We start from the raw sequence: 22210 nt of genomic DNA, 5'->3' as shown, positions 1-22210 counted from the left end.
AGCGCTTTATAACTGGGGAAAAGCGTGGCAAGCACCAAAACGGGGTTACTTAATTTTGTTGTTATAGGCGTATTGCTTGCTGTTATTGGAACAACATACGTGTTTTACGCGACACCAATTATTGATGAAGCGGAAAAGGTTAACAAAGAGAACGCGGTTGCACAGTTTCAGCGAGTGGTGATGTTAGCCAGGGCACAATGGATAAAGACTAAGCAAGATACTGTGCTTATTTACGAAACTGAGTTTGACGCTGGTGGCAAAGTTAAACAGCACAAAGATGTGGCGGCAGAGCTATACATTAATGAAAAAGGCTGGCCCGAAGGACTTGAAAAAGAACAGGGGAATGCGTGCGAATACATGCTGACACTTGCAACCTTAAGAGAAGGTGAAGCGCTGTTAACAGTGACTGTAAGCGACCAGTATGCAAACGGTTACTTACAATGTGCATTCTTTTGGGAAAAAGAGATTTGGTTTGAATATAACGCTGGTAGCGGCGTTGTCAGGCAAAGAAACAGTTGATTAAACGGCGGCACGATTCGCCTTATCGTCATCAAGGAGATGTTATGAACACCAAGCAACAAGGCTTTACGCTAATCGAGCTGATAATTGTTGTAATCATTCTAGGGTTGCTTGCGGCCACAGCATTACCACGCTTTATTGATGTTACTGATGAAGCTCGTGAAGCAAGTGTTGAAGGCGTTGCTGGCGGTTTTGCCGCAGCGGTAGGTCTTGTAAGAGCGCAGTGGGAAGTTGAAGGCCGTCCGAGCGGAAACAATGGAAATGGGAACGGCACTGTAATCACTTACGATCAAACGCAAGTAGGGGTAGACGGCACCATTGGTTACCCAACGGGAAGCTCTACAGGCAACACACTTATTTCTACCGTTAACGACACTGAATGCAAAAACGTATTTGACCTAATTCTTCAGTCAGCACCAACAAACACAACGTCGACGAACGACACCGTTGTTGCTGATTTCAGATATGCCGTTCGTGAGGACGACTCAGGTGCAAATACACTTTGTGTTTACTACTTAGTTGAATCTATGGGTTTACCTAATAGCTCAGCACCGGCAGACGGAACGCCAGACGGTACAACGTACGATGGTTTCACTTACAACCCAGCCACTGGCCAGGTTACTGTTTTTTAATTAATACCTAGGAAGTTTAATTATGCAAAAATTATCAACACAACAGGGTTTTACCCTAATCGAGTTAATCATTGTTATTGTACTGCTGGGTATTCTAGCGGTAACCGCAGCACCTAAGTTTTTGAACCTTCAAGATGATGCGCGTGATTCTGTATTGGAAGGTATTGCTGGTTCTTTAGAATCTGCTTCATCGGTTGTTTATGGTAAGGCACTTATCAATGACGTAGCCGCTTCAAGCGACGGATCAGAGTCTGTAAATATTGGCAACAGCACTACGGTTTCTTTGGTGTATGGTTATCCTGATGCTGCAACTGCTGCGAATTTTACAAATATCCTCGATGCTGATATCGATAACACTGGCGGTGAATATGCGACTGAGTCTGTAGATGAAGACACTATTCTTATCTATTACACGGGCGCTTATGACGGGGCTCCAGATCCTGCAGCGGCCAATAGTGCCTGTTCTGTTGCTTACACTAATTCAACAGCTGAAGGCGCGCGACCTACTATCACAGTAAATACTTGCGTCGAATAATGTGAAGAAAACCGGTTTTACATTAGTAGAACTTATCATAACCATAATGGTTATTGGGGTGCTGGCGGTAACCGCCGCACCTCGCTTTCTTGGTAACGATACGGAAGAAGCTATCGCCCTTCGCGATCGCACACTTCAAGTCGTCCGTAACATGCAGTTTCGTGCTATGCAAAATGTGCAAGACACTAGCTGTGTGAAAATAACCGCCACAATCATTGCCCCTCCCGCTGGCCACGATTGTACAAACGCCCTTTCTACCGCTTTTGATGCCGATCAGGTAGTCGATGCATCAAGCACCGACTTTACTTTTCAAACGGCCGATGAAAATGGCGATAGCTTTTCTCAAATTCAGTTTGATGGGTTTGGCAGGCCGCGAAATATCGCGTGTTCAACGAATTGTAGAATTCAAATAAGTACCTTTGCCATGTGTTTACAAAGCGAAGGAGCAGTTTATGCGTGCTAGGGTTGTGTTGCCTGTACATAGAAAATGCGTGAACGGCTTTACCCTGTTAGAGCTGGTGATTGGCATTGTTGTATTTACGATTAGCCTAACCGTAGTACTGTCACTTATTGTCCCGCAAGCTGAACAAACCGCAGAGCCATTTCGTCAGGTGAAAGCGGCCAAGCTAGGTCAGTCGTTGATGAACGAAATTCTAAGCCGTTCTTATGATGAAAACAGCGACCGAAGCCCGCCTTTTGTCACCTGTGTCGATAAACCTGATCCGCCTGATGACAATGATAACTTGTGTTCAGACGTTCTAGGTCCCGACGCTGGTGAAACCTCTGAAGATGCTTATGACGATGTAGATGATTATAATGGTTATGCTATTAGCAATGTTGGCGGCAATTATAATGGCTTTGCTTACCGTGTCGGTGTTACTTATGACTCTTCAATTGAGTCAGACTTAAACAAAAGAGCACCAAAACAATACAAGCGTATCGATATTGCGGTCACAGCTCCAGACGGCCAAGTTTACAACTTCAGTGCTTATCGAGGGAGCTATTAATGTCCCTACCAAAAGCAAGACGCCAGCGCGGTTTTACACTTATAGAACTTATTTTAGTGATCACTATTTTAGGTGTGATTAGCGTATCTGTAGCTCAAGTGATTTCGTTGAGTGCTCAAATCTATATAACTGGCGCAGAGCGTACCCGACTCGTTTCAGATGCGCGCTTTATTATTTTGCGATTGGAAAAAGAACTTCGAAATATTGTGCCTAACTCGGTCTCTTTTGACGCTAGTTTAGGGTGCTTGACCTACTATCCAATTGTCATGAGCGGTACATATACCGCAGACCCTTTCGATGACAAGCTGCATTCCGTAGTGTTTGAAATGGAGGCTCCTACAGCGGACGATAAATTAGTTATTTACCCAACGAGTCCGCAAAGTGTGATTGACAACAGCGTAGACTATAATGGATATACCGTCGCCACCGATGACGAAGGCAATGATTTGGATCACCAATACCTAATTGAGTTAGGGACGGAAAACACTCAATCGTCTCCAGGGAAGCGTTTTTTTGTGTTTAACGAAAACCCAGTGTCAGTGTGTAAGGAAACAACGGCGCAAGGTGAGTCTTTGGTCCGCAGAGATGGAATGAGTTCAGGTATTATTGCAACGAATGTAAGTAGCTGGAGTGCAGATGTAATAACGGTAAGTTTGCGCCAAAATGCTTTGGTCAAATTAGACTTGACGCTCATCGGTAATGATGACGAGGCGTTGGCTTTCTCGCACGAGGTACACTTCCCCAATGTTCCCTGATAGACAATTTACTTTATCGCCTTCTCGCACCCTATCAAAACAACGTGGCTCTACCACTATTGTGGCGATCATTATTAGCATTGTACTTCTAGGACTTGGCATTGCGTTGTCTAATCAGATTTCATCAAACATACGTCAGCAATCCATTGAATATTATGGTGCTCGCGCCTATTTAGCAGCGCAGAGCGGGATGGAAGTTGCGGTTTCCCGGTTAGTTGAAATCCAAGACCGAACATGCCCTTATCAGACCGAAATAATGTTTACAACAAGTGGTCTTAAAAACTGTAAAGCGGACATAGAGTGTATAGGTCCTGCAGTAGCACCAGAACCGGAAGTTACCTCTGATGCAGTGGAAGTCTACTTGCTGACATCGGAATCTAGTTGCTCTGCGGGACAAATAGAAACATCGAGGAAAGTAAGCGTTGAAGTAAGGCAGGAACAATAATGAATTTAAAGTCTATTTCGCTGTTTTGTTTGTTTCTCACGTTATATGTTGCACCCCCGGTACTAGCCGTCCCTCAAATCGAAGGCAGGTTCATCGAGCTTCAAAACACCTACAATAAAGCAGAGTGGACAACCATTAGCTTTTCACAGGTATACGACGAGCCGCCAGCAGTGTTTATGCTCTCTACCAATCAAGGTAGCAACCCAGCGATTGTCAAAATTCGCAACGTTACCCGCACAGGTTTTGAAGCTTTGCCCCTTGAGCCTTCTGGAGAAGATGGTCCGCATATCACGATGGGAGCTCATTACTTAGCGATTGCGTATGGCGTTCATGAATTTCCTGACGGTGATATTGTTGAAGTCGGTAAGATGGAGCTCGGAGGGGGGACTATTCAGGCATCGACAAGCTCTCCTTGGTATGAACCTAACGGCCCCTTGAAGGTGGGTGAAGAAAATGCGAGATATGCTCGCGTTTCACTTGAAACTGATTTTGGTGAACAGCCTGTTTTCTTTCACTCTATTCAAACGTTAAATAACCAAGTTGACGTTAATGGAAAGAAGCCACCCAACGAACATTTGTTACCGTTTCTAACTATTGCAGCAAAGTATGAAGCACCGTCTTATTTTATGGCGTTGGAAGCGTCTGAAACAGATTATGCGCCAGTTACACGCAATGAAACGGTAGCTTACATGGCGACAACAGAGGGATTCAATCGTAGATTTTTCGATGACAATGGTATTGAAGTGGTTTGGGAAGCCGATTTTGCCGACGTACGCATACAGGGGTGGGACGATGGTTGCTTTCGAAATGACTTTAAAAATAACTATGCGCAAACTCCTTTGGTTGCAGCCAGTAAAATAAGTAGAAACGGCGGCGACGGCGGTTGGCTTCGCAGCTGCGGCGTAAACAAAAATAGGCTTGGACTGCGTGTAGATGAGGATAGAAGCTTAGACTCTGAGCGCAACCACACTGAAGAAGACGCTAGCATTCTGGCTATGACTTCAGAGTTTGTGTTTAGTGGCGAAGTTCCTAGTTGTGATGACGCCTTTCCTGGCGCGGTTGCCGCTTTTAGTGGTTCTGCAATTTCACTCGCAGCTGGTAGCCGAATGATTGATGAAAATGCAGGTGTGTTGTCAGCACAGCAGTTTATCACCGATGCTACAAGTGGATCTGCAGACTACCCAAAATGCGGACAGAACCCTGTCGACTGTACCGTGAACAATACAGATGCGCTTACCGACTCACAAGCGAGAGCGATACCTACAATTACCATTGACGATAGCGGCCCAGAGATAGCAGAAGGGGATTTAGCGGGGGATTATTATTTTAACCGTCAACTGGTAACCATGGCGGCGGGTAACTACAACGTAATTGCACCCACGCGAATTTATGTTTCTGACCCGGGGGACAATATAGGTGGCGTTGCTACAAAGTTCACTATGGTGAACGCAAATATCACTGTCGCTGAAGGGGCTTATCTCGCTATTTATGTCGATGGAGATGTGGTCATCGATGGCTCAAACCCCAACGCATTGGTTTTAGCAAAAGGTGAAATAACCTTTGCCAATGTGTCTGAAGGCACATTGAGAGGCCGCTTTACCGCAGGAGGTGGCGTCGGCTCACCTGCTACTCTGAGGGTGACGGCTAATGAAGTGCCAAACAATATTCCTGGCATCTGCGGTCGGGAAGTCATTGAAGTACTGAATCATTATCGTTTTGAACTGGCTGATAACAAGGGTAGCAGCTGCGCCGCGAAAGAAGTTACCCTAAAAGCCTGTGCAGACGTCAACTGTGATTTACTCTACTCTCAGCCATCTACAGTCAACTTAGTGCCCGTTAATAGCGGTAACTATCGATGGTCGCCTGACGACAGCGTAACGTTTATCGGGCAGACCTCGCTAACACTCGATAGCCTAAGAGGCGCAGATCCTGAACTTGCTACTTCGGGAGAAAATCCATCTTCTCAATTGCGTTGCTTTATCGGTGGTAAAGAAGTGAATTTAGGTGGCTGTAAAATAAAGTATGAATCCGACGGGCTGGTGTTTAAGAATATCACTGATGATTCAGAAACCATCGTTACTCAGCTTTCTGGTAAGCCTTCAGACACTGGCTTTAACAGCAAGACCTATGCTATCGAAGCATGTGGGAATTCTGACACGCTAAAAAATCAAATTGTCGATGTTGAATTAAATTATAACTGTTCTAGTTCGAGCAATTGTTCTAACACCCTACTGCTTATCAATAACGGTAATGAACATCAACTGGGGCTAACCCCACGCACCTTTCCTATCCAATTTGATGCTGACTCGCGAGCAGCCTTTACGATTCAATACCCAGATGCGGGAGAGTTGTCGTTGTCAGCAGACATAACTAATCGAAGCGGTATTGCAGGTTCTTCTAATACTTTTAAAGTGCGTCCGTTCGGCTTTGCTATGAATATCTTAAATGATAGCGGCACGAGCTCCAATCTTAACGGTTACGCGAATAGTGCGAATGGTTCGCTGCTCAAACTGACAGGGGAAGACTTTGTCTTAGGCTTGCGAACAGTACAGTGGGTCGATGGTGAAGACAGTAACAACGATGGAATACCAGATAACTTTGCAGCACTGGAAAACAATAATACCGCGGAGCATTTTTCAGGTAGCGCGTTGTTAACACCCTTAAATATACTTCCTAGTGGCGGCGCAACGGGTACATTGAGCGTGCCCAGTGTTTTATTTAGCGACGAAGGTAAAGTTAACGTTGGTGTTAATTACGATGAGGTAGGTACAATTTCCATTGCTGCACAGAGTACTTATTTGTCAGATACCACCGTGCAAGGGCTGGTGCAAAACGTTGGGCGTTTCGCACCTTCTAATTTTGCCTTGAGCGGAAGTGTTGAAGCAGCGTGTAACGTCAATGGCGCATTTAATTACTTTGATCAACCCATTAGCGAAGTAAGCTTCTCGCTAACCGCACTTAACCAACATGGCAGCCGCACCACAAACTACTACGATGGTTTTGATAAACTGATCAATATCAGCTTACAAGTCGAGCACGGCACAAGCTTGCTAAATAGGCTTGAAAACATTAATTCAATAAGTTGGCCGCAAAATGCCAGTGCTGGTCTTATTTCATTTTCTGACAACGATATCGTATTTAGTCGCCTTGCTGATAACAGCGTAGATGGGCCTTACCTCGAAGCACACATTGCGCTGGTGGCAGACCAAGCACAAATTGAGGGCGCAAACTTCAATGGACTTTCTTGTTCCGGTCAGTGCGTTGACGATTTTGGTGATTCAATCAGCTTTGCCTACGGTCGCGCAACGTTGATAAATAACTACGGTGCAGCCGACGAAGCGCTTTTGTTACCGCTTCGCACCCAATATTGGGACGGAAATAATTGGCGAATTAATAAGTATGACAGTTGTACGGCTTATGACCACGATAACGTGAATGACGAATCTGGTGAATTGGTTTCTTCGGGGGAAGAGTCGTTAAGTGAAGGAGCCTATAGAAATAGTGACGGAATACGCCTGTCATCACCAAACGGTGCTGGCAATTATCCTGTTAGTTATACGCCTGATGCTTGGCTATTGTGGGATTGGGATGGAGATGGCGAAGCTGATAATCCTCCAAACGCAACGCTCACGTATGGTGTGTACCGAGGAAACGACAATATCATTTACAAGCGCGAGCAAATCAATAATTAGCAAAGAAGGTTGTCCCGCTTGGTCGTAATGCTGGTTGCGTAGCACACCGTAGTGGCGCCAACATAAAGAGATGTAAATTATTAGCAAATTGTTTTTGAACCTTCTAATTTTCACAGGGTCACTATGTGGGTCTAATTTTAAAATTATTTGGAAACGCGTGTGTGGTATCCCTTCATGGGTAAAGCGCTAAAACTACTAAGCAAAAATGCAGTTATTTCGTCACTTAATTACAGCATTACTTGCCCAAAATAGCCCCCATTGTTAAAGTGTGCGAATAAATATCGACTTCACGTTAAAGCGTCGCCATCTCACCTTTGCAAATACGCGTTAACACAGAAACAGGAATACACTCTTCATGTTTAAAAAGCTTCGAGGCATGTTCTCTAACGATCTGTCCATCGACCTCGGAACAGCTAATACGCTGATTTATGTAAAAGACCAAGGTATTGTTCTAAACGAGCCTTCAGTAGTAGCTATTCGTCAAGAGCGCGCAGCAGGACCAAAAAGTGTTGCAGCAGTAGGTGCAGAAGCTAAGCGAATGCTTGGTCGTACGCCGGGTAATATACGTGCAATTCGTCCGATGAAAGACGGTGTTATTGCCGACTTTTACGTCACTGAAAAAATGCTTCAGCATTTTATTAAACAAGTTCATGACAATAATTTCTTGCGCCCAAGTCCTCGTGTATTAGTGTGTGTTCCTTGTGGTTCAACACAAGTAGAGCGCCGCGCAATTAAAGAATCTGCATTGGGTGCAGGTGCCCGCGAAGTTTATCTTATCGACGAGCCAATGGCGGCTGCTATTGGTGCGGGTTTACCTGTATCAGAAGCAACAGGTTCAATGGTGGTCGATATTGGTGGTGGTACAACAGAAGTTGCCATTATCTCACTTAACGGCGTAGTTTATTCATCATCTGTTCGTATTGGTGGTGACAAGTTTGATGAAGCTATTATCAACTACATTCGTCGTAACTTCGGTTCACTAATTGGTGAAGCAACCGCTGAACGCATCAAGCATGAAATAGGTGCTGCCTATCCAGGTGAAGAAGTGCGCGAAATTGAAGTGCGCGGTCGCAACCTAGCAGAAGGCGTACCTCGCGGGTTCACGCTAAACTCAAACGAAATTCTTGAAGCGCTTCAAGAACCACTAACCGGCATTGTTTCAGCCGTTATGGTGGCGCTAGAACAGTCTCCGCCAGAGCTTGCTTCAGACATTTCTGAGCGCGGTATGGTACTTACCGGTGGTGGCGCGTTACTTAAAGACTTAGATAGATTGCTAATGGAAGAAACGGGCATTCCAGTTGTTATTGCTGACGATCCGCTTACTTGTGTAGCACGCGGCGGTGGTAAGGCATTCGATATGATTGACCTTCACGGTGGCGACCTGTTTAGCTACGAATAAACAGGAAAGGCAACCGTAAGGTTGCCTTATTTGTATCATGGATACTATTTTTACCCGCGGCCCTTCGTTAAATAACAGGCTTACACTGGCGCTTGTGCTGTCGGTGATTCTGATATTTGTCGACCATAAGCTAGACGGTTTCAAATCAACGCGGGTTTATCTCAACTCATTAATGAGCCCACTTCAGTATTTAGCAAACCTTCCCGGTTTAATGCTAAATGAAAGTGCCCAGCGTCTTACCTCTCAAGAGCAATTGCTGGCCGAAAACCAGAAACTTAATAATCAGCTGTTGTTAATGAGCGAAAAGCTCCAGCAGTTCGATGTCATTGCAAAAGAAAATGCACAATTAAGAGAGTTACTGCAGGCACCTATTCGGGTTTCTTCTCGAAAAATGGTTGCTGAGTTAATGGCGGTGGATAAAAACCCGTATAGCCAGCAGGTGGTTATCAACAAGGGTGCGATAGACGGCGTATATCTGTCTCAGCCAGTTATTGATGATAAGGGCATAGTGGGTCAGGTAATGGAAGTTGGGTCTACAAACAGCCGTGTATTGCTGATTGCCGATGTTACCCACGCTATTCCTGTGCGATCTCTTCGAAACGATATTCGCTTTATCGCAACCGGAAGCGGCGCACTAAACGAGCTGTATCTAGAGCACGTTCCTCATAGTGTCGATATTCAAGAAGGTGACACATTAATTTCGTCTGGCTTAGGAAAGGTCTTTCCAGAAGGTTACCCTGTGGCAAGAGTGTCACAAGTCGTCCGAGATGAAAGCCGCCCTTTTGCTCGTGTTATTGTCACACCTTTAGCAAACCTAGACAGGCTTCGACACCTATTGCTGTTATGGCACACGCCTGAGTCAGAGAATGAGTCTGATGCTAACTCAACCGACGACACTGATAAGCCAGCTGTAAACGAGGAAGAATCTTCAGATGCGTAAACGTAACCTCGTTATATGGATTAGTTTGTTAGTTGCCCTGGTACTGCAAATTGTTCCACTGCCCACTCAAGTAGATGTGTACCGTCCTGACTGGGTGCTGGTTGTATTAGCATATTGGAGCATGGCGTTGCCCCACAGAGTGAATGTGGGTGTAGCCTTCTTAACGGGCGTAGCCATGGATGTATTGGTAGGCACAACCTTAGGTATTCATAGCCTTGGGTTGAGTATATGCGTATACGTTTTAGCAGCTAACTACCAGCGGTTGCGTAATTATTCTGTATGGCAGCAAGCCATTATTATCGGCCTACTATCGGCGCTATATCACTTACTTACATTTTGGGTGCAGCATCTACTGACTGATATTTATTTCCAAGTCGATTACCTGTGGCCAGTGATAACGTCAATGGTGTTGTGGCCGTGGGTATTTTGGCTGCTTCGACGCACGCGCAGACAGTTTTCAATTTCGTAACCCGAACACGTTCTCGATTAAACCAAAGGTAAGCCAATGACAAAATCGGTAGTGTTAGCGTCAGCCTCTCCACGACGCACCGCTTTGCTCAAGCAAATGAACATAGCCCATACAATACAGCCTGCCGATATTGACGAGTCGCCCCGTGACAACGAGCCACCGATGGAGCTTGTCGCAAGGCTAGCCAGTGAAAAAGCCCAAGCGGTGAAAGCATACCTTGAGGATCAGCAGGCAATGACCGACGACAAGGTTATTCTGGCCAGCGACACGCTAATATCGTTTAACGGACAAAGTGTTGGCAAGCCAGAAGATAAAGCAGATTCTAAGCGCATCCTCACTATGCTTTCTGGTAAAACTCATGACGTCCTTACCGCTATTTGTGTGCTTGATAACGCTCAGCAGCAGACTCAAGTAATTACCACATCTGTGACTTTTGCAGCATTGACGGATGAGCAAATTGACGCATACTGGGAAACAGGAGAACCTGCCGACAAAGCAGGGAGTTACGCTATTCAAGGTATTGGTGGTGAGTTTGTAGTTTCCATTAACGGCAGTGCTAGTGCCGTAATAGGCCTACCACTGTACGAAACCCGCCAATTACTTAATGCATTTGGAGTTGTGTCGTGAGTGCTGAACTGCTTATTAACGTTACCCCGTCAGAGTCACGGGTGGCGCTTATTGAAAACGGAATACTGCAAGAAATTCACGTAGAGCGTCATACCAAACGCGGTTTGGTTGGCAATATCTATCGCGGTAAAGTTAGCCGTGTATTACCGGGAATGCAGGCAGCATTTGTTGATATCGGTTTAGAAAAGGCCGCCTTCTTACATGCATCTGACATTGTCATTCACAATGAAATTGCTGAAGAAGTCTCGGCAAGCCATATTCAAAAGCAAGACATTCGCGAGTTGGTGCGAGACGGTCAAGATATTGTGGTTCAGGTGGTGAAAGATCCTATCGGTACCAAAGGCGCACGCCTTACCACAGACATTACTATCCCCAGCCGTTATCTTGTATTTATGCCTTCGGTAACTCACGTAGGCGTATCTCAACGCATTGAAGAAGAAGCAGAAAGAGAGCGCTTAAAGTCGCTGGTGCAAGAGTTTTGTGATGAAAACGGTGGCTTCATTCTGCGTACTGCGGCTGAAGGTGTGGGCAAAAACGAACTGCAGTCCGATGCAGCATTTTTGCGAAGGCTGTGGGATAAAATTCAGTCGCGTATGAAAAAGCGTAAGTCGAACGTGCTTTACGAAGACTTACCGCTAGCACGACGAGTGCTACGCGACTTTGTTGGTACAGAGCTCGACAGAATTCGTATCGATTCGAAACTATCATTCAATGAACTTCACCAGTTCACCAAAGAGTATGTGCCTGAAATGAACGGCAAGCTCGAATACTACCCGGGTGATAGACCTATTTTTGATTTATACGATGTGGAAAATGAGGCGCAGCGAGCCTTGGAACGCCGTGTCGATTTAAAATCTGGCGGCTACTTGATCATTGATCAGACCGAAGCGATGACCACAATCGATATTAATACGGGCGCTTTTGTTGGCCACCGGAACTTAGAAGAAACAATTTTTAACACCAATATTGAGGCGACGCAGGCAATTGCCCGTCAGTTAAGATTGCGCAACTTGGGTGGGATGATCCTTATCGACTTCATCGATATGATTGAACCAGACCACAAACGACGTGTCTTACACTCACTAGAGGTGGCGACGAACAAGGACAGAGCCAAGATAAATATTCACGGTTTTACTGCGCTAGGGCTAATTGAAATGACCCGTAAACGCACCCGTGAAAGCATTGAGCATATATTGTGCGGAGAATGCCCGGTGTGTAAAGGGCGAGGCACGGTAAAAACCATTGAAACCATTTGCTTTGAAATTATGCGTGAAATTGTACGGGTGAATCGCGCCTACGACGCAGACAAGTTTGTGGTTTACGCTTCACCAAAAGTGGCGGAAGCCTTAATGGGTGAAGAGTCTCATATGCTGGCAGAACTGGAAGTATTTGTGTCTAAACAAATCAAGGTTCAAACAGAAACATTGTACAATCAGGATAAGTACGACGTCGTCATGATGTAACGCATTAACGTATACAAAGGCAAAATGTGACAAATTTTTCGTCGGTAGCCGCTTATCTACTTAAGAAGTTTTGGCTGCTACTCGCCGTATTGCTTGTACTTTTCGCGCTTGTTTTAAGCGCTGCACGCTATGCTCTGCCGCATATTGAGCACAACAAACACCTGTTGGAAAATTATATTAATGAGCAGTATGGCGTAAACCTATCCATCCAAAGTGTGCATGCTGTTTGGCAGCGCAATGGTCCAAGTATTGTGCTCAATTCGGTGTCGTTGGCTAAAAACGATGCTTCCCCTGTTGCATTGGATATCAGGCAAATCTACGTCGAGCTAGATTTTTGGGAATCGCTACGCCACCAACTTATCTCATCTACCCGTTTTGAGCTGCGTGGTCTTAAGCTTGATATTGACGCCGATCGCCTTTCTGGAGGCGATAAGAATAACTTCCCTGTAGTAAATGCACTAGAGCGTCTGTTTTTAGAGCAGCTTCAAAGCTTCTCGTTAGAAGACGGGGTGGTATCTGTCACTCACCTTAATGAAACCAATTCATTTGATATTGAAAGTTTATCGTGGAACAACCATGAAGAGCGACACCAAGGTTTAGGTCAGCTTAAGGTTGCAGATTTAGCGGCTAACTCGGCGTCGTTTATCATTGATATCACGGGCACGCGGGAAGACTTTGACGGCGTGTTTTACGCCAAAGCAGAAGAGCTCGATATTTCTCCGTGGGTAAGCGATCTCATCAAAACCAAGCGCCCACTAGCGCAAAGCCGCGCAAACTTTGAAGTATGGACTAACTTTTCCCAAAGTGAAGTTACTAGCGTACAAGCTGAGCTAAGTGAGAGTCTTCTAGAGTGGGGTAGTGGCCGCGCGAAAACAATAACAGGTATAAGCGGTGGTAGTCTTCAGGCGTTGCCTAACGACGAGAACAGACAGGGAGGCTGGAATGTCCGAGTGGATCAATTGGTGCTTAATTCGAGCAACGAGACCCTTACAACAGACCTAATTGGCAGTATAAGTGCAAATGGTGATGCGCTGATAAACACCGTAAAGCCGGTGCAAATTAACCCCTTTCTGCTGCTGTTACCGCTTTTCATGGATGATACCAGTGAAGAAGAAATACGCGGGCTTAATCCAAAAGGCGAGTTGGCCACGTTGCAGGTTCAATGGCACAACGGCCAGCCTTCTTTAGCGGCTAAAGTGCTAGATTTGCAGTGGGACAAAACAGATAAGGTACCAGGTCTTTCGTCGCTAGATGCAGACTTTTTCTGGTATAAAAATAATGGCGCTATCTACTTAGAGAGTGCGGATAGCTTACTAAGTGCCAACGGCGTAATTAAGAAAGACGTCAATATAAACCTGTTTAAATCTCAGTTTTATATTTACCCAGAGCAGATAGATAGCGAAGACAAGCAGTGGGTAGTAAAAGGCAGCGATATGCTGTTCGATAGTGATGCCGTTACTCTTCATCCGCAGTTTAAACTGAATACGTCGACAGGGTTTATGTCGCTTTATGTGGATGTAAGCCCATTGGCGCTAAATGAGGTGAGCAGTTTATTTCCCCCTTCTTTAATGGGGGCCAATACCGACAAATACCTTACTCGTGCGTTTACAGGAGAAGGTGAAATCGCAAATGCGCGCGTGCTGTGGCACGGTCGCACGAGTGACTTTCCGTTTGACGACAACACGGGCATTTTTCAGGCGTATGTCGATATTGAGCAGGGGGATTTTCTTTTTGCGCCAGACTGGCCGGCACTTAATAACTTAGACCTATCTTTGTATTTTGTGAATAATGCATTAGTGATGGAGAGCCCTAGTGCGACGCTTGCTGGTATGAAAATCAGTGATATGTCGGCTGCCATTCCAAGCTTTAGTCCAGATGCTCGCCTGATTATTTATGCCAATGGTACTGGCACTGGTAACGCGCTAACCGCGTTAATGATGGATTCGTCCCTTAAAAAATCTTTAGGCAAAGTACTTAACGAAGACGTGCAAATTGGCGGGCCTCTATCTGCCGATATAAAGCTTGATATCCCGTTTAAAGGCAAAGATGTGGTGGCATCGGGAACGGCGCACTTGTCGAATAATCCCGTTTTTGTTGCGACCACAAATATGCTATTTGATAAGGCATCGGGAAAGGTGTCATTTGTTAATGGCGATATAGACGCAAGTGGGCTTCAGGCGCAGTTTCTTAAACAGCCGGTGAACTTGTCGCTATCCGGTAGACAGGGCGACACATACGACCTAAATGTAGAGTTAGGTGGGCGATGGCATGTACACCCGCTGGCTAACTATGTGAATACAGACCTCACCGAATACATCGACGGCGAAAGTGATTGGAACACTACAGTTCAACTGTCGCTTTCAAACAGTGGGTTTAACTATACTGCCAATTTAACTGCAGATTTAACGGCGACACAAAGTGTATTGCCTGCTCCCTTCGATACGCCAGCGGGCAGCAGTTTACCGCTGCTTATTACCAGTAAAGGCGATGGCAAAGCATCAAATGTGGAGGCGTCACTTGGTGATAACATTCGTTTTGATGGCGTACTACCGCACAAAGAAATGCAGTTTTCACGTGCGCACTTGGCACTTGGCGAAAGCGATATAGCCAACATTGGTACAGGTTTTAGTATCAGTGCTAATCTAGCTCAAGCTGATGTGCAAGAATGGTTTACCACTATAAATATGTTACTTTCCGGTAAAGGGAAAGACACCAGCACCGCCGTTGCAAAAACAAATGCTCAATCGAGTATCCAATCAAACGAAAGCAAAAAAGCGAATTTGTTTGGTACTCCCTCGCGGATATTCGCCAAAGCCGACAAGCTAAATTTTGCTGGCCACAGTATTAATGATGCGCAGCTCAGTGCAACAGAACGCAATAAAGATTGGATCCTAGACTTAGCGTCGCCTCAGGCAAGAGCCACTATTCGTATTAATAGTGATTTAGACGAGCAGGGCATTGAGATAAATGCCGACTATTTATCACTAGAGAAGCCTGCTCAAGCCGGGGGAGCGACAAAAACCGGTTCAGAGAGCGGCGTTGAGTTAGCTACGAATAGTGCTATGCCAAGTGAGGAAGGCGAGTCGCCCTACAATATTGACCCAAATACGCTACCGCCCATTTATTTTTATTGTCAGTCCTGTGGCGTGCACGGCATCGATTTAGGTGAAATTACCTTAGACATCGCGAAGGAAGAGAATGGTTTAGCCATTCGCCAGCTTCTAGTGAAATCTGATGAAACTAACGTTACCGCAACGGGTTATTGGAAGCACATGGGAGGCGAGATTCAAAGCGCGTTAAACGGAACATTAACGTCTCCCGACGTTGGGCAGATGCTAAAAGAGTACGGTGTTGAATCAGGTATAAAAGATTCTAGCGCAAATGTGGTGTTTGATATCAACTGGCCAAATGCGCCGATGGATTTCGGGTTTGAACAGCTAAACGGTAATGTTGAGTGGTCGCTCTCAGATGGGTATCTAACTGAGTTGAGTGATAAGGGGTCACGTATCTTTACCCTGTTTAGCTTGAACTCGTTAGTGCGGAAGCTCAGCCTCGATTTTCGAGACGTTTTTGCTAAGGGTTTTTTCTACGACGATATGGGCGGTACGTTAAGTATTGTTGATGGCAAAGCGTATACCGACGATACTGAAATTGACGGCGGCGCTGGTGAAATAGAGATCACGGGCTTCACAGACCTCAATACCGGTGGATTAAATTACAACGTATCGTTCGCACCGAACGTAACTGGGAACTTACCGTTTTTAGTGTATTTCTTGGCTACGCCGCCTACTGCACTCGCTGCTCTTGCCATAGATCAGGTGCTAACCTCTGCGAAAGTCATTTCAAATGTGAACTATCGCGTTACAGGTACCATAAAAGATCCTAAGTTCGACGAAGTTGAGCGCAACAGCAAAGACATCAGCTTACCTGCGCAAAATGCGCCTGTACCGGCCAACCCGCAAGACAGGCCATTAACGGAAGATGACGTACGCAGGCTTAAAATGGAGGTGATCGATGGTTAATTTAGTTGCATTACAAATGACATCTGCGCCAAGCGTGGAAGAAAATCTCGACACCGTTGCAAACGAAATGGCATCGGCAAAGATTGAGAAAAACAGTTTAGTTGTGCTTCCAGAGTGTTTTGCTTATTTCGGCGGTAAAGACAAAGGCCAACTTGCTGTGGCAGAAACAAAGGGCGAAGGTGAGATTCAGCGACGTTTGTCAGCGCTTGCTGCACAATATCAGTGCTATCTGGTTTCGGGTACGTTTCCAGTGAAAACCAATAGCCCAGAGAAGTTTTCCGCAGCCTGCATGCTGTTTGGCCCCGATGGTGATGTGTTGGCAGACTACCGCAAAATTCACATGTTCGATGTATCAGTTAACGACAACACGGGCAGTTATCGTGAATCGGCGACAACCGAAGCGGGCAGCAAGGTGGTTACTGTTGAAACGCCAATAGGCAACATTGGTCTTGCGGTGTGCTATGATGTACGCTTTCCAGGATTATTTACTGCAATGGGCGATATCGATATTTTGGTGTTGCCAGCGGCCTTTACCCAGCGCACCGGAGAAGCGCATTGGCATGCGTTGTTGCAAGCCAGAGCCATTGAAAAGCAGTGCTTTGTGGTAGCTGCAAATCAAAGTGGTGTGCATGCAAATGGCCGTGAAACATACGGTCACAGTCTTGTACTGTCGCCTTGGGGGGAGACCCTTGCCGAACGCAAAACCGACGTAGGGTTAGTCTCGGCAAAAGTAGATATTGCAGAAAGAGAAACCATTAAACAGAATATGCCGGTTGCCGAACATAACCGATTCAGGAGTCACTTTGTCTAAATCTGTTGAGCGTCATTTATTATCTGACTCAGGGCTAGATATCTCTAAGCTAGAGCGTGCTTTAGCGACTATTCATCGTCACGATACCGACTATGCCGATTTATATTTTCAGTCAAGCCAGCACGAAAGCTGGGTGTTGGAAGATGGCATTATTAAAGAAGGCAGCTATAACATAGAGCGCGGCGTAGGCGTGCGTGCAATTAGCGGCGAGAAAACAGGGTTCGCTTATTCAGACGAAATAAGCGAAGAAGCGTTGACCAAAGCGTGTAAAGCGGCTCGTGGCATTGCGCCAAGCGGCGGTTCACAACAGGTTGCTTCGCTTGGACAAAAACCAGTGCAAGCGCGATACAGCGAAAATAACCCTATTCTTGCGATGCAAGACGCTGAGAAAATTTCGCTTTTAAAAGCAGTAGATGCCTATATCCGCAAACAAGAGCCGTCTGCCAATCAGGTAGTGGTGAGCTTAAGCGGTGTGTATGAAGAAATTTTAGTTGCTGGCAGTGACGGTACTTTAGCTACTGATATTCGCCCGCTGGTGCGCTTGAACTGCTCGGTATTGCTAGAACAAGGCGATAGACGTGAACGTGGTTCAGCTGGAGCTGGTGGTCGTTATGCCTACTCGTTCTTTAAACAAGACGAAAACGGCAAACCGTATTACGAGACGTTGGCAGAAGATGCCCTTCACATGGCGCGGGTTAACATGCAAGCTGTGGCATCGCCGGCAGGCGCTATGCCTGTAGTATTAGGTAACGGTTGGCCCGGTGTATTACTTCACGAAGCGGTAGGGCACGGTCTTGAAGGCGACTTTAACCGTAAGGGTGCATCAACATTTAGTGGCCGTATTGGTCAGCGCGTTGCAGCAAAAGGCGTGACGGTTGTTGACGATGGCACATTAAACGACCGTCGTGGCTCGTTGTCGGTAGACGATGAAGGCACACCAACAGCGCACAACGTGCTTATTGAAGATGGTATCTTGAAAGGTTATATGCAGGATAAACATAACGCCAAGCTTATGGGCGTTGCGCCTACCGGTAACGGTCGTCGTGAATCCTATGCGCACTTGCCTATGCCCCGCATGACGAATACTTATATGTTGGAAGGCCAACACGATCCGCAGGAAATTATCGCGTCTATCGACAAAGGTATTTACGCGCCGAACTTTGCTGGCGGACAGGTAGACATTACGTCAGGCAAATTTGTATTTTCTAGCGCGGAAGCCTACTTAATTGAAAACGGTAAAATTACTGCACCAGTGAAAGGGGCTACCTTAATTGGTAACGGTCCAGAGGTTATGCAAAAAATCTCAATGATTGGCAACGACACTGCCCTAGATAAAGGCGTGGGTGTATGTGGTAAAGACGGTCAAAGCGTGCCGGTGGGTGTAGGTCAGCCCACACTTAAAATTGACGAGTTGACGGTGGGTGGTACGGCTTAATTCAGCTCAAACCCGTAAACTGGAAAATTAAAAAAGGTTGGGCCTAGGCACCAACCTTTTTTGTATGCAAACTGGTATAAGTCGTGGCTAACTTTCAAATCCTTTTCCATTCAACCACTCAATAGCATCTTCTTCGTTGGTAAAAATACCTAGCTCAAGGCCTGCATTGTCGTAAATTCTCTGAAATTGCGCTCTTACAATGGGCTGCACCGTGGTATCGCCGATAACCAGCGCGCCAAGCGCCATTCCGTGCTTCGCACGCCACTCTATTGAACGCTGCAGTTCTGTCTCACCTGCTTTAGTGAGAAGGGCAGAACCATGCAAAAAACCTAAAAATGCCCAGCTATCCCCACCAAAGCTATTAATCACATCCATCATATCCCGCGCATAGCGTTCAATGGCTGAACCATCGGCAATACCTTCAGCCGACACGCCAACAATGCTACCAAGCACAGCAATTTGATACTGACCGTACTTGCTTTTCAGTGTTGCGTTAGGGTTAGAAAATATTTTCACACTATCCCCCTTTGGCTGGTGAACGAAACTTTGATGTTGAGATTACTTTAATTGCAGACCGTTAATCCTCATGAATAACGTCTTTCAAATACTGAAACAGCTCTCTGAATGCTTTAGGCGGCGCATTTTTTTCACGCTCTTTTTTAACTTGGCGATGAAATTGGCGCAGCTTTTGGCGGTCCAGTTCAGGATGCGCTTCAATCAGCTTTTGAATAGCGGGGTCGCCCTGTTCAATCACGGCTTCACGGGCTTTTTCTAGTGCATGAAAGGCCGCATTGCTTGCCTGATGCTGATGTGTAATTTTAGCCAACGCCTCTTCAATAGGGGCGGTATCTCTATGACGTAAAGCTTTGCCGATAAACTGAAGCTGACGGCGGTAACCGTCTTTTTTCTTATTCACTTTGCGGGCAATAGCTACGGCGTCAGCAAGCTCTTCATCCATTGGAATCGTCGCTATGTGAGCATCGGTCAGGTTAACCAACGTTTCACCTAGTTTGTGAAGTTCTTTAGCTTGACGCTTCAGCTCAGTTTTACTGATTAATTCTTCCTCTTCGAACTCATCTGCTTGCGCATCTTCGAAGTAAGGATCTTCAGGAGAATTGTATTTCTGATCACTCATTTCAAACTCATTAGTGTTACACTTTAGCTAAATTGTAACTATCACAGTCGAATTAAGACAGCGAAACTTACTATGCAAATTGAGCAGCAGTTAGCCGACATTCAAAATGTCGTAGATGATGTACTGAAATTAGCCCTTTCTAAAGGCGCAACACAAGCCGAAGCCAGCATGTCTAAAGTGCAGGGCATCGCCGTTTCTTCACGTATGCAAGAAGTTGAAAACGTTGAATTTACCAACGACGGTGGCTTAGGTATAAGCGTATACGTAGGCAAGCGAAAGGGGAGTGCGTCTACCGCAGATCTGAGCAAAGCGGCGCTAACACTCGCGGTAGAAAAAGCCGTCGATATTGCTCGCTATACCAGTGAAGATCCTTGTACAGGTTTGGCCGATGCCGACCTTATTGCTACCGAGTTCCCTGATTTAGATCTGTATCACCCTGAAGAATTAGATACTGAAAAGGCCATTAAAACTGCTATTGAAGCCGAAACGGCGGCAATGAATTACGACTCGCGCATTACAAATTCAGATGGCGCGTCGTATAACGCAAATCTAGGTATGCGCGTTTACGGCAACACGCACGGTATCAATGCAGGTTATCCTAGCAGCCGTTATTCACTAAGCTGTATGGTTATTGGCGCACAAGATAACGATATGCAGCGCGATTACGCTTACACAGTAAGTCGTAAAGCGTCTTTGCTGCAATCAGCAAGTGCAGTGGGTATTGATGCCGCTAAAGCTACTGTAGACCGTTTGGGGGCTCGTAAAATCAACACGGCAAACGTGCCTGTGCTTTTACACCGTGACATCGCATCTAGTTTGTTTGGTCATTACGTAGGAGCCATTAGTGGTGGCAGCCTTTACCGTCGCTCTAGCTTCTTGCTAGATAGCTTGGGTAAACAAGTTTTCCCAGAATGGCTTAATATTGAAGAGCGTCCGTTTATTAAAGGCGGTCTGGCAAGCTCAAGCTTCGATAACGAAGGTGTGGCATGTTCTGACATGACCATTGTCGATGCGGGTAAATTGGCTACATACCTTTATACTACCTACTCGTCGCGTAAGCTAAACACCCGCTCGAATGGCCACGCCGGTGGTATTCATAACTGGCTAGTAGGTGATACGGGTCACAGCGACGCCGACCTGCTTAAAGAAATGGGCACAGGTTTGTTCGTAACCGAACTGATGGGGCAGGGCGTTAACGGTGTGACGGGCGATTACTCGCGCGGCGCAGCGGGATACTGGGTTGAAAATGGCATCATCCAATACCCAGTTCACGAGGTAACTATTGCTGGCAATCTGAAAGATATGTTTAAAGGCATTGTGGCAATTGGCGCTGAAAAAGATGTGCGCGGTAGTGTACAGACCGGTTCTGTGCTTATTGACCAAATGAAGATAGCAGGCAGCTAGTTTACGCTTTCTCGAAACGCTGAAGGAGACAGCCCGGTGGACTTCTTAAAGCGTTTCGAGAACGTAAATACATTTGCGTAGCCTACATAACTGGCGATATAAGATACGGGCCACTGCGTGCTTAGTAATAAGCTTTTGGCTCGTGTCATACGCAAATGGATAACGTGCTGTTTGGGGCTTCTCCCAAATACTTGTAAGCACAGCCTGTGAAGGTGAGGGGCAGAATAATGCACTTTCTCACTTAAGCTTTCCATATCCCAATCAAACTGAAGCTGTTTTTCAACCGCAGAAAAGAGGCTGTGTAGTCTGCTTACTTGGCGTCGTTCTTTCTCATCGTGAGTATGTACGTCACTCAAAGGCGCATCAATAATACGGTACAGGTAGCGAGACACAACTTGCATCGCCGAATTTCGATTCTCGACGTCACGCTCTAAATACAAAAGTTCCATTGCATGATGCAGTCCTTCCAGCATGGCATTATCCACTATCACAGCACCTAGCTTATTAAATGGTGTCCAGCGTTCGGAGTCTGCCAAGTTTACCCAAATTATATCCCATTGCTCACTGACTATTGTGACTTCGAAACTTTGTCCAGCGGGTAAAATAATTAGCTGTCCTTCATCCAATTGCATCTCGCCTGACGGGACACGAAATTTTCCTTGACCATGAATGCTGTAAAACAAGGTGTGGTTAGGAGGCGAAACGCGACCTACCGTATAGTTACCTGATAAGTTAGAGCATCCTGCTAGTTCAATCTCCAGGTCGCTGATTTCAGGCGTATTACTACTATCAATAAAGCGTTCAAAGCACTTAGGGCCTATGTCTACAATGTCTCTAAAGCTAAGTTGCATAAATGTGAAATGATAGTTTTGGATAAATATATGAAAGATTAGAGCATAAAGGATTTAATGAAAGTTAGC

At 45.8% G+C, this 22210-nt stretch carries 20 protein-coding genes; 17 read left to right on the top strand and 3 right to left on the bottom strand.

The genetic code is table 11. The features are described from left to right. The first annotated feature begins 24 nt into the window (after window positions 1-24). The 16 genes from AC0J2X_RS12745 to tldD all read left to right on the top strand — a co-directional run bounded on the left by AC0J2X_RS12745 (window position 25) and on the right by tldD (window position 18751). The gene (locus tag AC0J2X_RS12745) at window positions 25-519 is read left to right on the top strand and encodes a hypothetical protein (protein ID WP_061439071.1); all 495 of its coding nucleotides are present in this window, start codon (window positions 25-27) and stop codon (window positions 517-519) included. Between the two features lie 44 nt (window positions 520-563). Beyond that, window positions 564-1151 (top strand): prepilin-type N-terminal cleavage/methylation domain-containing protein, encoded by a 588-nt coding sequence (locus AC0J2X_RS12740; protein ID WP_014978004.1) that lies wholly within the window; start codon window positions 564-566, stop codon window positions 1149-1151. Between the two features lie 22 nt (window positions 1152-1173). Then, window positions 1174-1686 carry a prepilin-type N-terminal cleavage/methylation domain-containing protein gene (locus AC0J2X_RS12735; protein WP_061439073.1) on the top strand — a complete coding sequence of 171 codons (513 nt, stop codon included), beginning with the start codon at window positions 1174-1176 and terminating at the stop codon, window positions 1684-1686. 1 nt (window position 1687) lies between these two features. Beyond that, window positions 1688-2149, top strand: a complete 462-nt coding sequence (locus tag AC0J2X_RS12730; RefSeq protein WP_061439074.1) for a type II secretion system protein — start codon at window positions 1688-1690, stop codon at window positions 2147-2149. Next, entirely contained in the window at window positions 2139-2693 is a 555-nt protein-coding gene (locus tag AC0J2X_RS12725; protein ID WP_061439076.1) for a type IV pilus modification PilV family protein, read from the top strand. Before AC0J2X_RS12730 ends, AC0J2X_RS12725 begins: the two co-directional genes overlap by 11 nt. Continuing rightward, window positions 2693-3448, top strand: a complete 756-nt coding sequence (locus AC0J2X_RS12720; protein ID WP_061439078.1) for a PulJ/GspJ family protein — start codon at window positions 2693-2695, stop codon at window positions 3446-3448. Before AC0J2X_RS12725 ends, AC0J2X_RS12720 begins: the two co-directional genes overlap by 1 nt. Further along, window positions 3438-3893 (top strand): hypothetical protein, encoded by a 456-nt coding sequence (locus AC0J2X_RS12715; RefSeq protein ID WP_061439080.1) that lies wholly within the window; start codon window positions 3438-3440, stop codon window positions 3891-3893. Before AC0J2X_RS12720 ends, AC0J2X_RS12715 begins: the two co-directional genes overlap by 11 nt. Further along, window positions 3893-7585 carry an H-type lectin domain-containing protein gene (locus tag AC0J2X_RS12710; RefSeq protein WP_061439082.1) on the top strand — a complete coding sequence of 1231 codons (3693 nt, stop codon included), beginning with the start codon at window positions 3893-3895 and terminating at the stop codon, window positions 7583-7585. The genes AC0J2X_RS12715 and AC0J2X_RS12710 overlap by 1 nt, the downstream gene beginning before the upstream one ends. A 355-nt stretch (window positions 7586-7940) precedes the next feature. Further along, window positions 7941-8984 carry a rod shape-determining protein gene (locus tag AC0J2X_RS12705; RefSeq protein ID WP_014947909.1) on the top strand — a complete coding sequence of 348 codons (1044 nt, stop codon included), beginning with the start codon at window positions 7941-7943 and terminating at the stop codon, window positions 8982-8984. A gap of 37 nt (window positions 8985-9021) precedes the next feature. Beyond that, window positions 9022-9924: a rod shape-determining protein MreC gene (gene mreC / locus AC0J2X_RS12700; protein ID WP_014978010.1), complete on the top strand. Its 903-nt coding sequence runs from the start codon at window positions 9022-9024 to the stop codon at window positions 9922-9924. Continuing rightward, the gene (gene mreD / locus AC0J2X_RS12695) at window positions 9917-10393 is read left to right on the top strand and encodes a rod shape-determining protein MreD (protein ID WP_014978011.1); all 477 of its coding nucleotides are present in this window, start codon (window positions 9917-9919) and stop codon (window positions 10391-10393) included. The genes mreC and mreD overlap by 8 nt, the downstream gene beginning before the upstream one ends. A 36-nt stretch (window positions 10394-10429) precedes the next feature. Then, window positions 10430-11020, top strand: coding sequence for a Maf family protein (locus AC0J2X_RS12690; RefSeq protein WP_039236916.1), 591 nt, complete (start codon window positions 10430-10432; stop codon window positions 11018-11020). After that, complete coding sequence (gene rng / locus AC0J2X_RS12685; protein ID WP_014947913.1) at window positions 11017-12483, top strand: ribonuclease G; 1467 nt, start codon at window positions 11017-11019, stop codon at window positions 12481-12483. Before AC0J2X_RS12690 ends, rng begins: the two co-directional genes overlap by 4 nt. Window positions 12484-12509: 26 nt before the next feature. Further along, window positions 12510-16505 (top strand): YhdP family protein, encoded by a 3996-nt coding sequence (locus AC0J2X_RS12680; protein WP_239302011.1) that lies wholly within the window; start codon window positions 12510-12512, stop codon window positions 16503-16505. Next, window positions 16498-17316, top strand: a complete 819-nt coding sequence (locus AC0J2X_RS12675; protein WP_171336922.1) for a carbon-nitrogen hydrolase family protein — start codon at window positions 16498-16500, stop codon at window positions 17314-17316. The genes AC0J2X_RS12680 and AC0J2X_RS12675 overlap by 8 nt, the downstream gene beginning before the upstream one ends. Then, the gene (tldD, locus tag AC0J2X_RS12670; RefSeq protein WP_039217280.1) at window positions 17309-18751 is read left to right on the top strand and encodes a metalloprotease TldD; all 1443 of its coding nucleotides are present in this window, start codon (window positions 17309-17311) and stop codon (window positions 18749-18751) included. The genes AC0J2X_RS12675 and tldD overlap by 8 nt, the downstream gene beginning before the upstream one ends. 87 nt (window positions 18752-18838) lie before the next feature. Here tldD and AC0J2X_RS12665 read toward each other — a convergent pair whose 3' ends face one another. Both AC0J2X_RS12665 and yjgA read right to left on the bottom strand, forming a co-directional pair. Further along, entirely contained in the window at window positions 18839-19267 is a 429-nt protein-coding gene (locus AC0J2X_RS12665; protein ID WP_156085774.1) for a hypothetical protein, read from the bottom strand. Between the two features lie 61 nt (window positions 19268-19328). Then, window positions 19329-19886: a ribosome biogenesis factor YjgA gene (gene yjgA, locus AC0J2X_RS12660; RefSeq protein WP_014975398.1), complete on the bottom strand. Its 558-nt coding sequence runs from the start codon at window positions 19884-19886 to the stop codon at window positions 19329-19331. Window positions 19887-19958: 72 nt separating this feature from the next. Between yjgA and pmbA the strand changes: the two genes are divergently transcribed. Beyond that, complete coding sequence (gene pmbA, locus AC0J2X_RS12655) at window positions 19959-21290, top strand: metalloprotease PmbA (RefSeq protein WP_039236933.1); 1332 nt, start codon at window positions 19959-19961, stop codon at window positions 21288-21290. Here pmbA and AC0J2X_RS12650 read toward each other — a convergent pair. After that, a complete protein-coding gene (locus AC0J2X_RS12650) occupies window positions 21287-22141 on the bottom strand; it encodes an AraC family transcriptional regulator (protein WP_472996073.1) in 855 nt (284 codons plus the stop codon). The genes pmbA and AC0J2X_RS12650 overlap by 4 nt on opposite strands. Window positions 22142-22210 lie beyond the last annotated feature (69 nt).

Source organism: Alteromonas sp. R7 (assembly GCF_055755235.1).
Note: the sequence above shows the minus strand (reverse complement) of the source record. Positions and strands in the feature narration are given on the sequence as shown.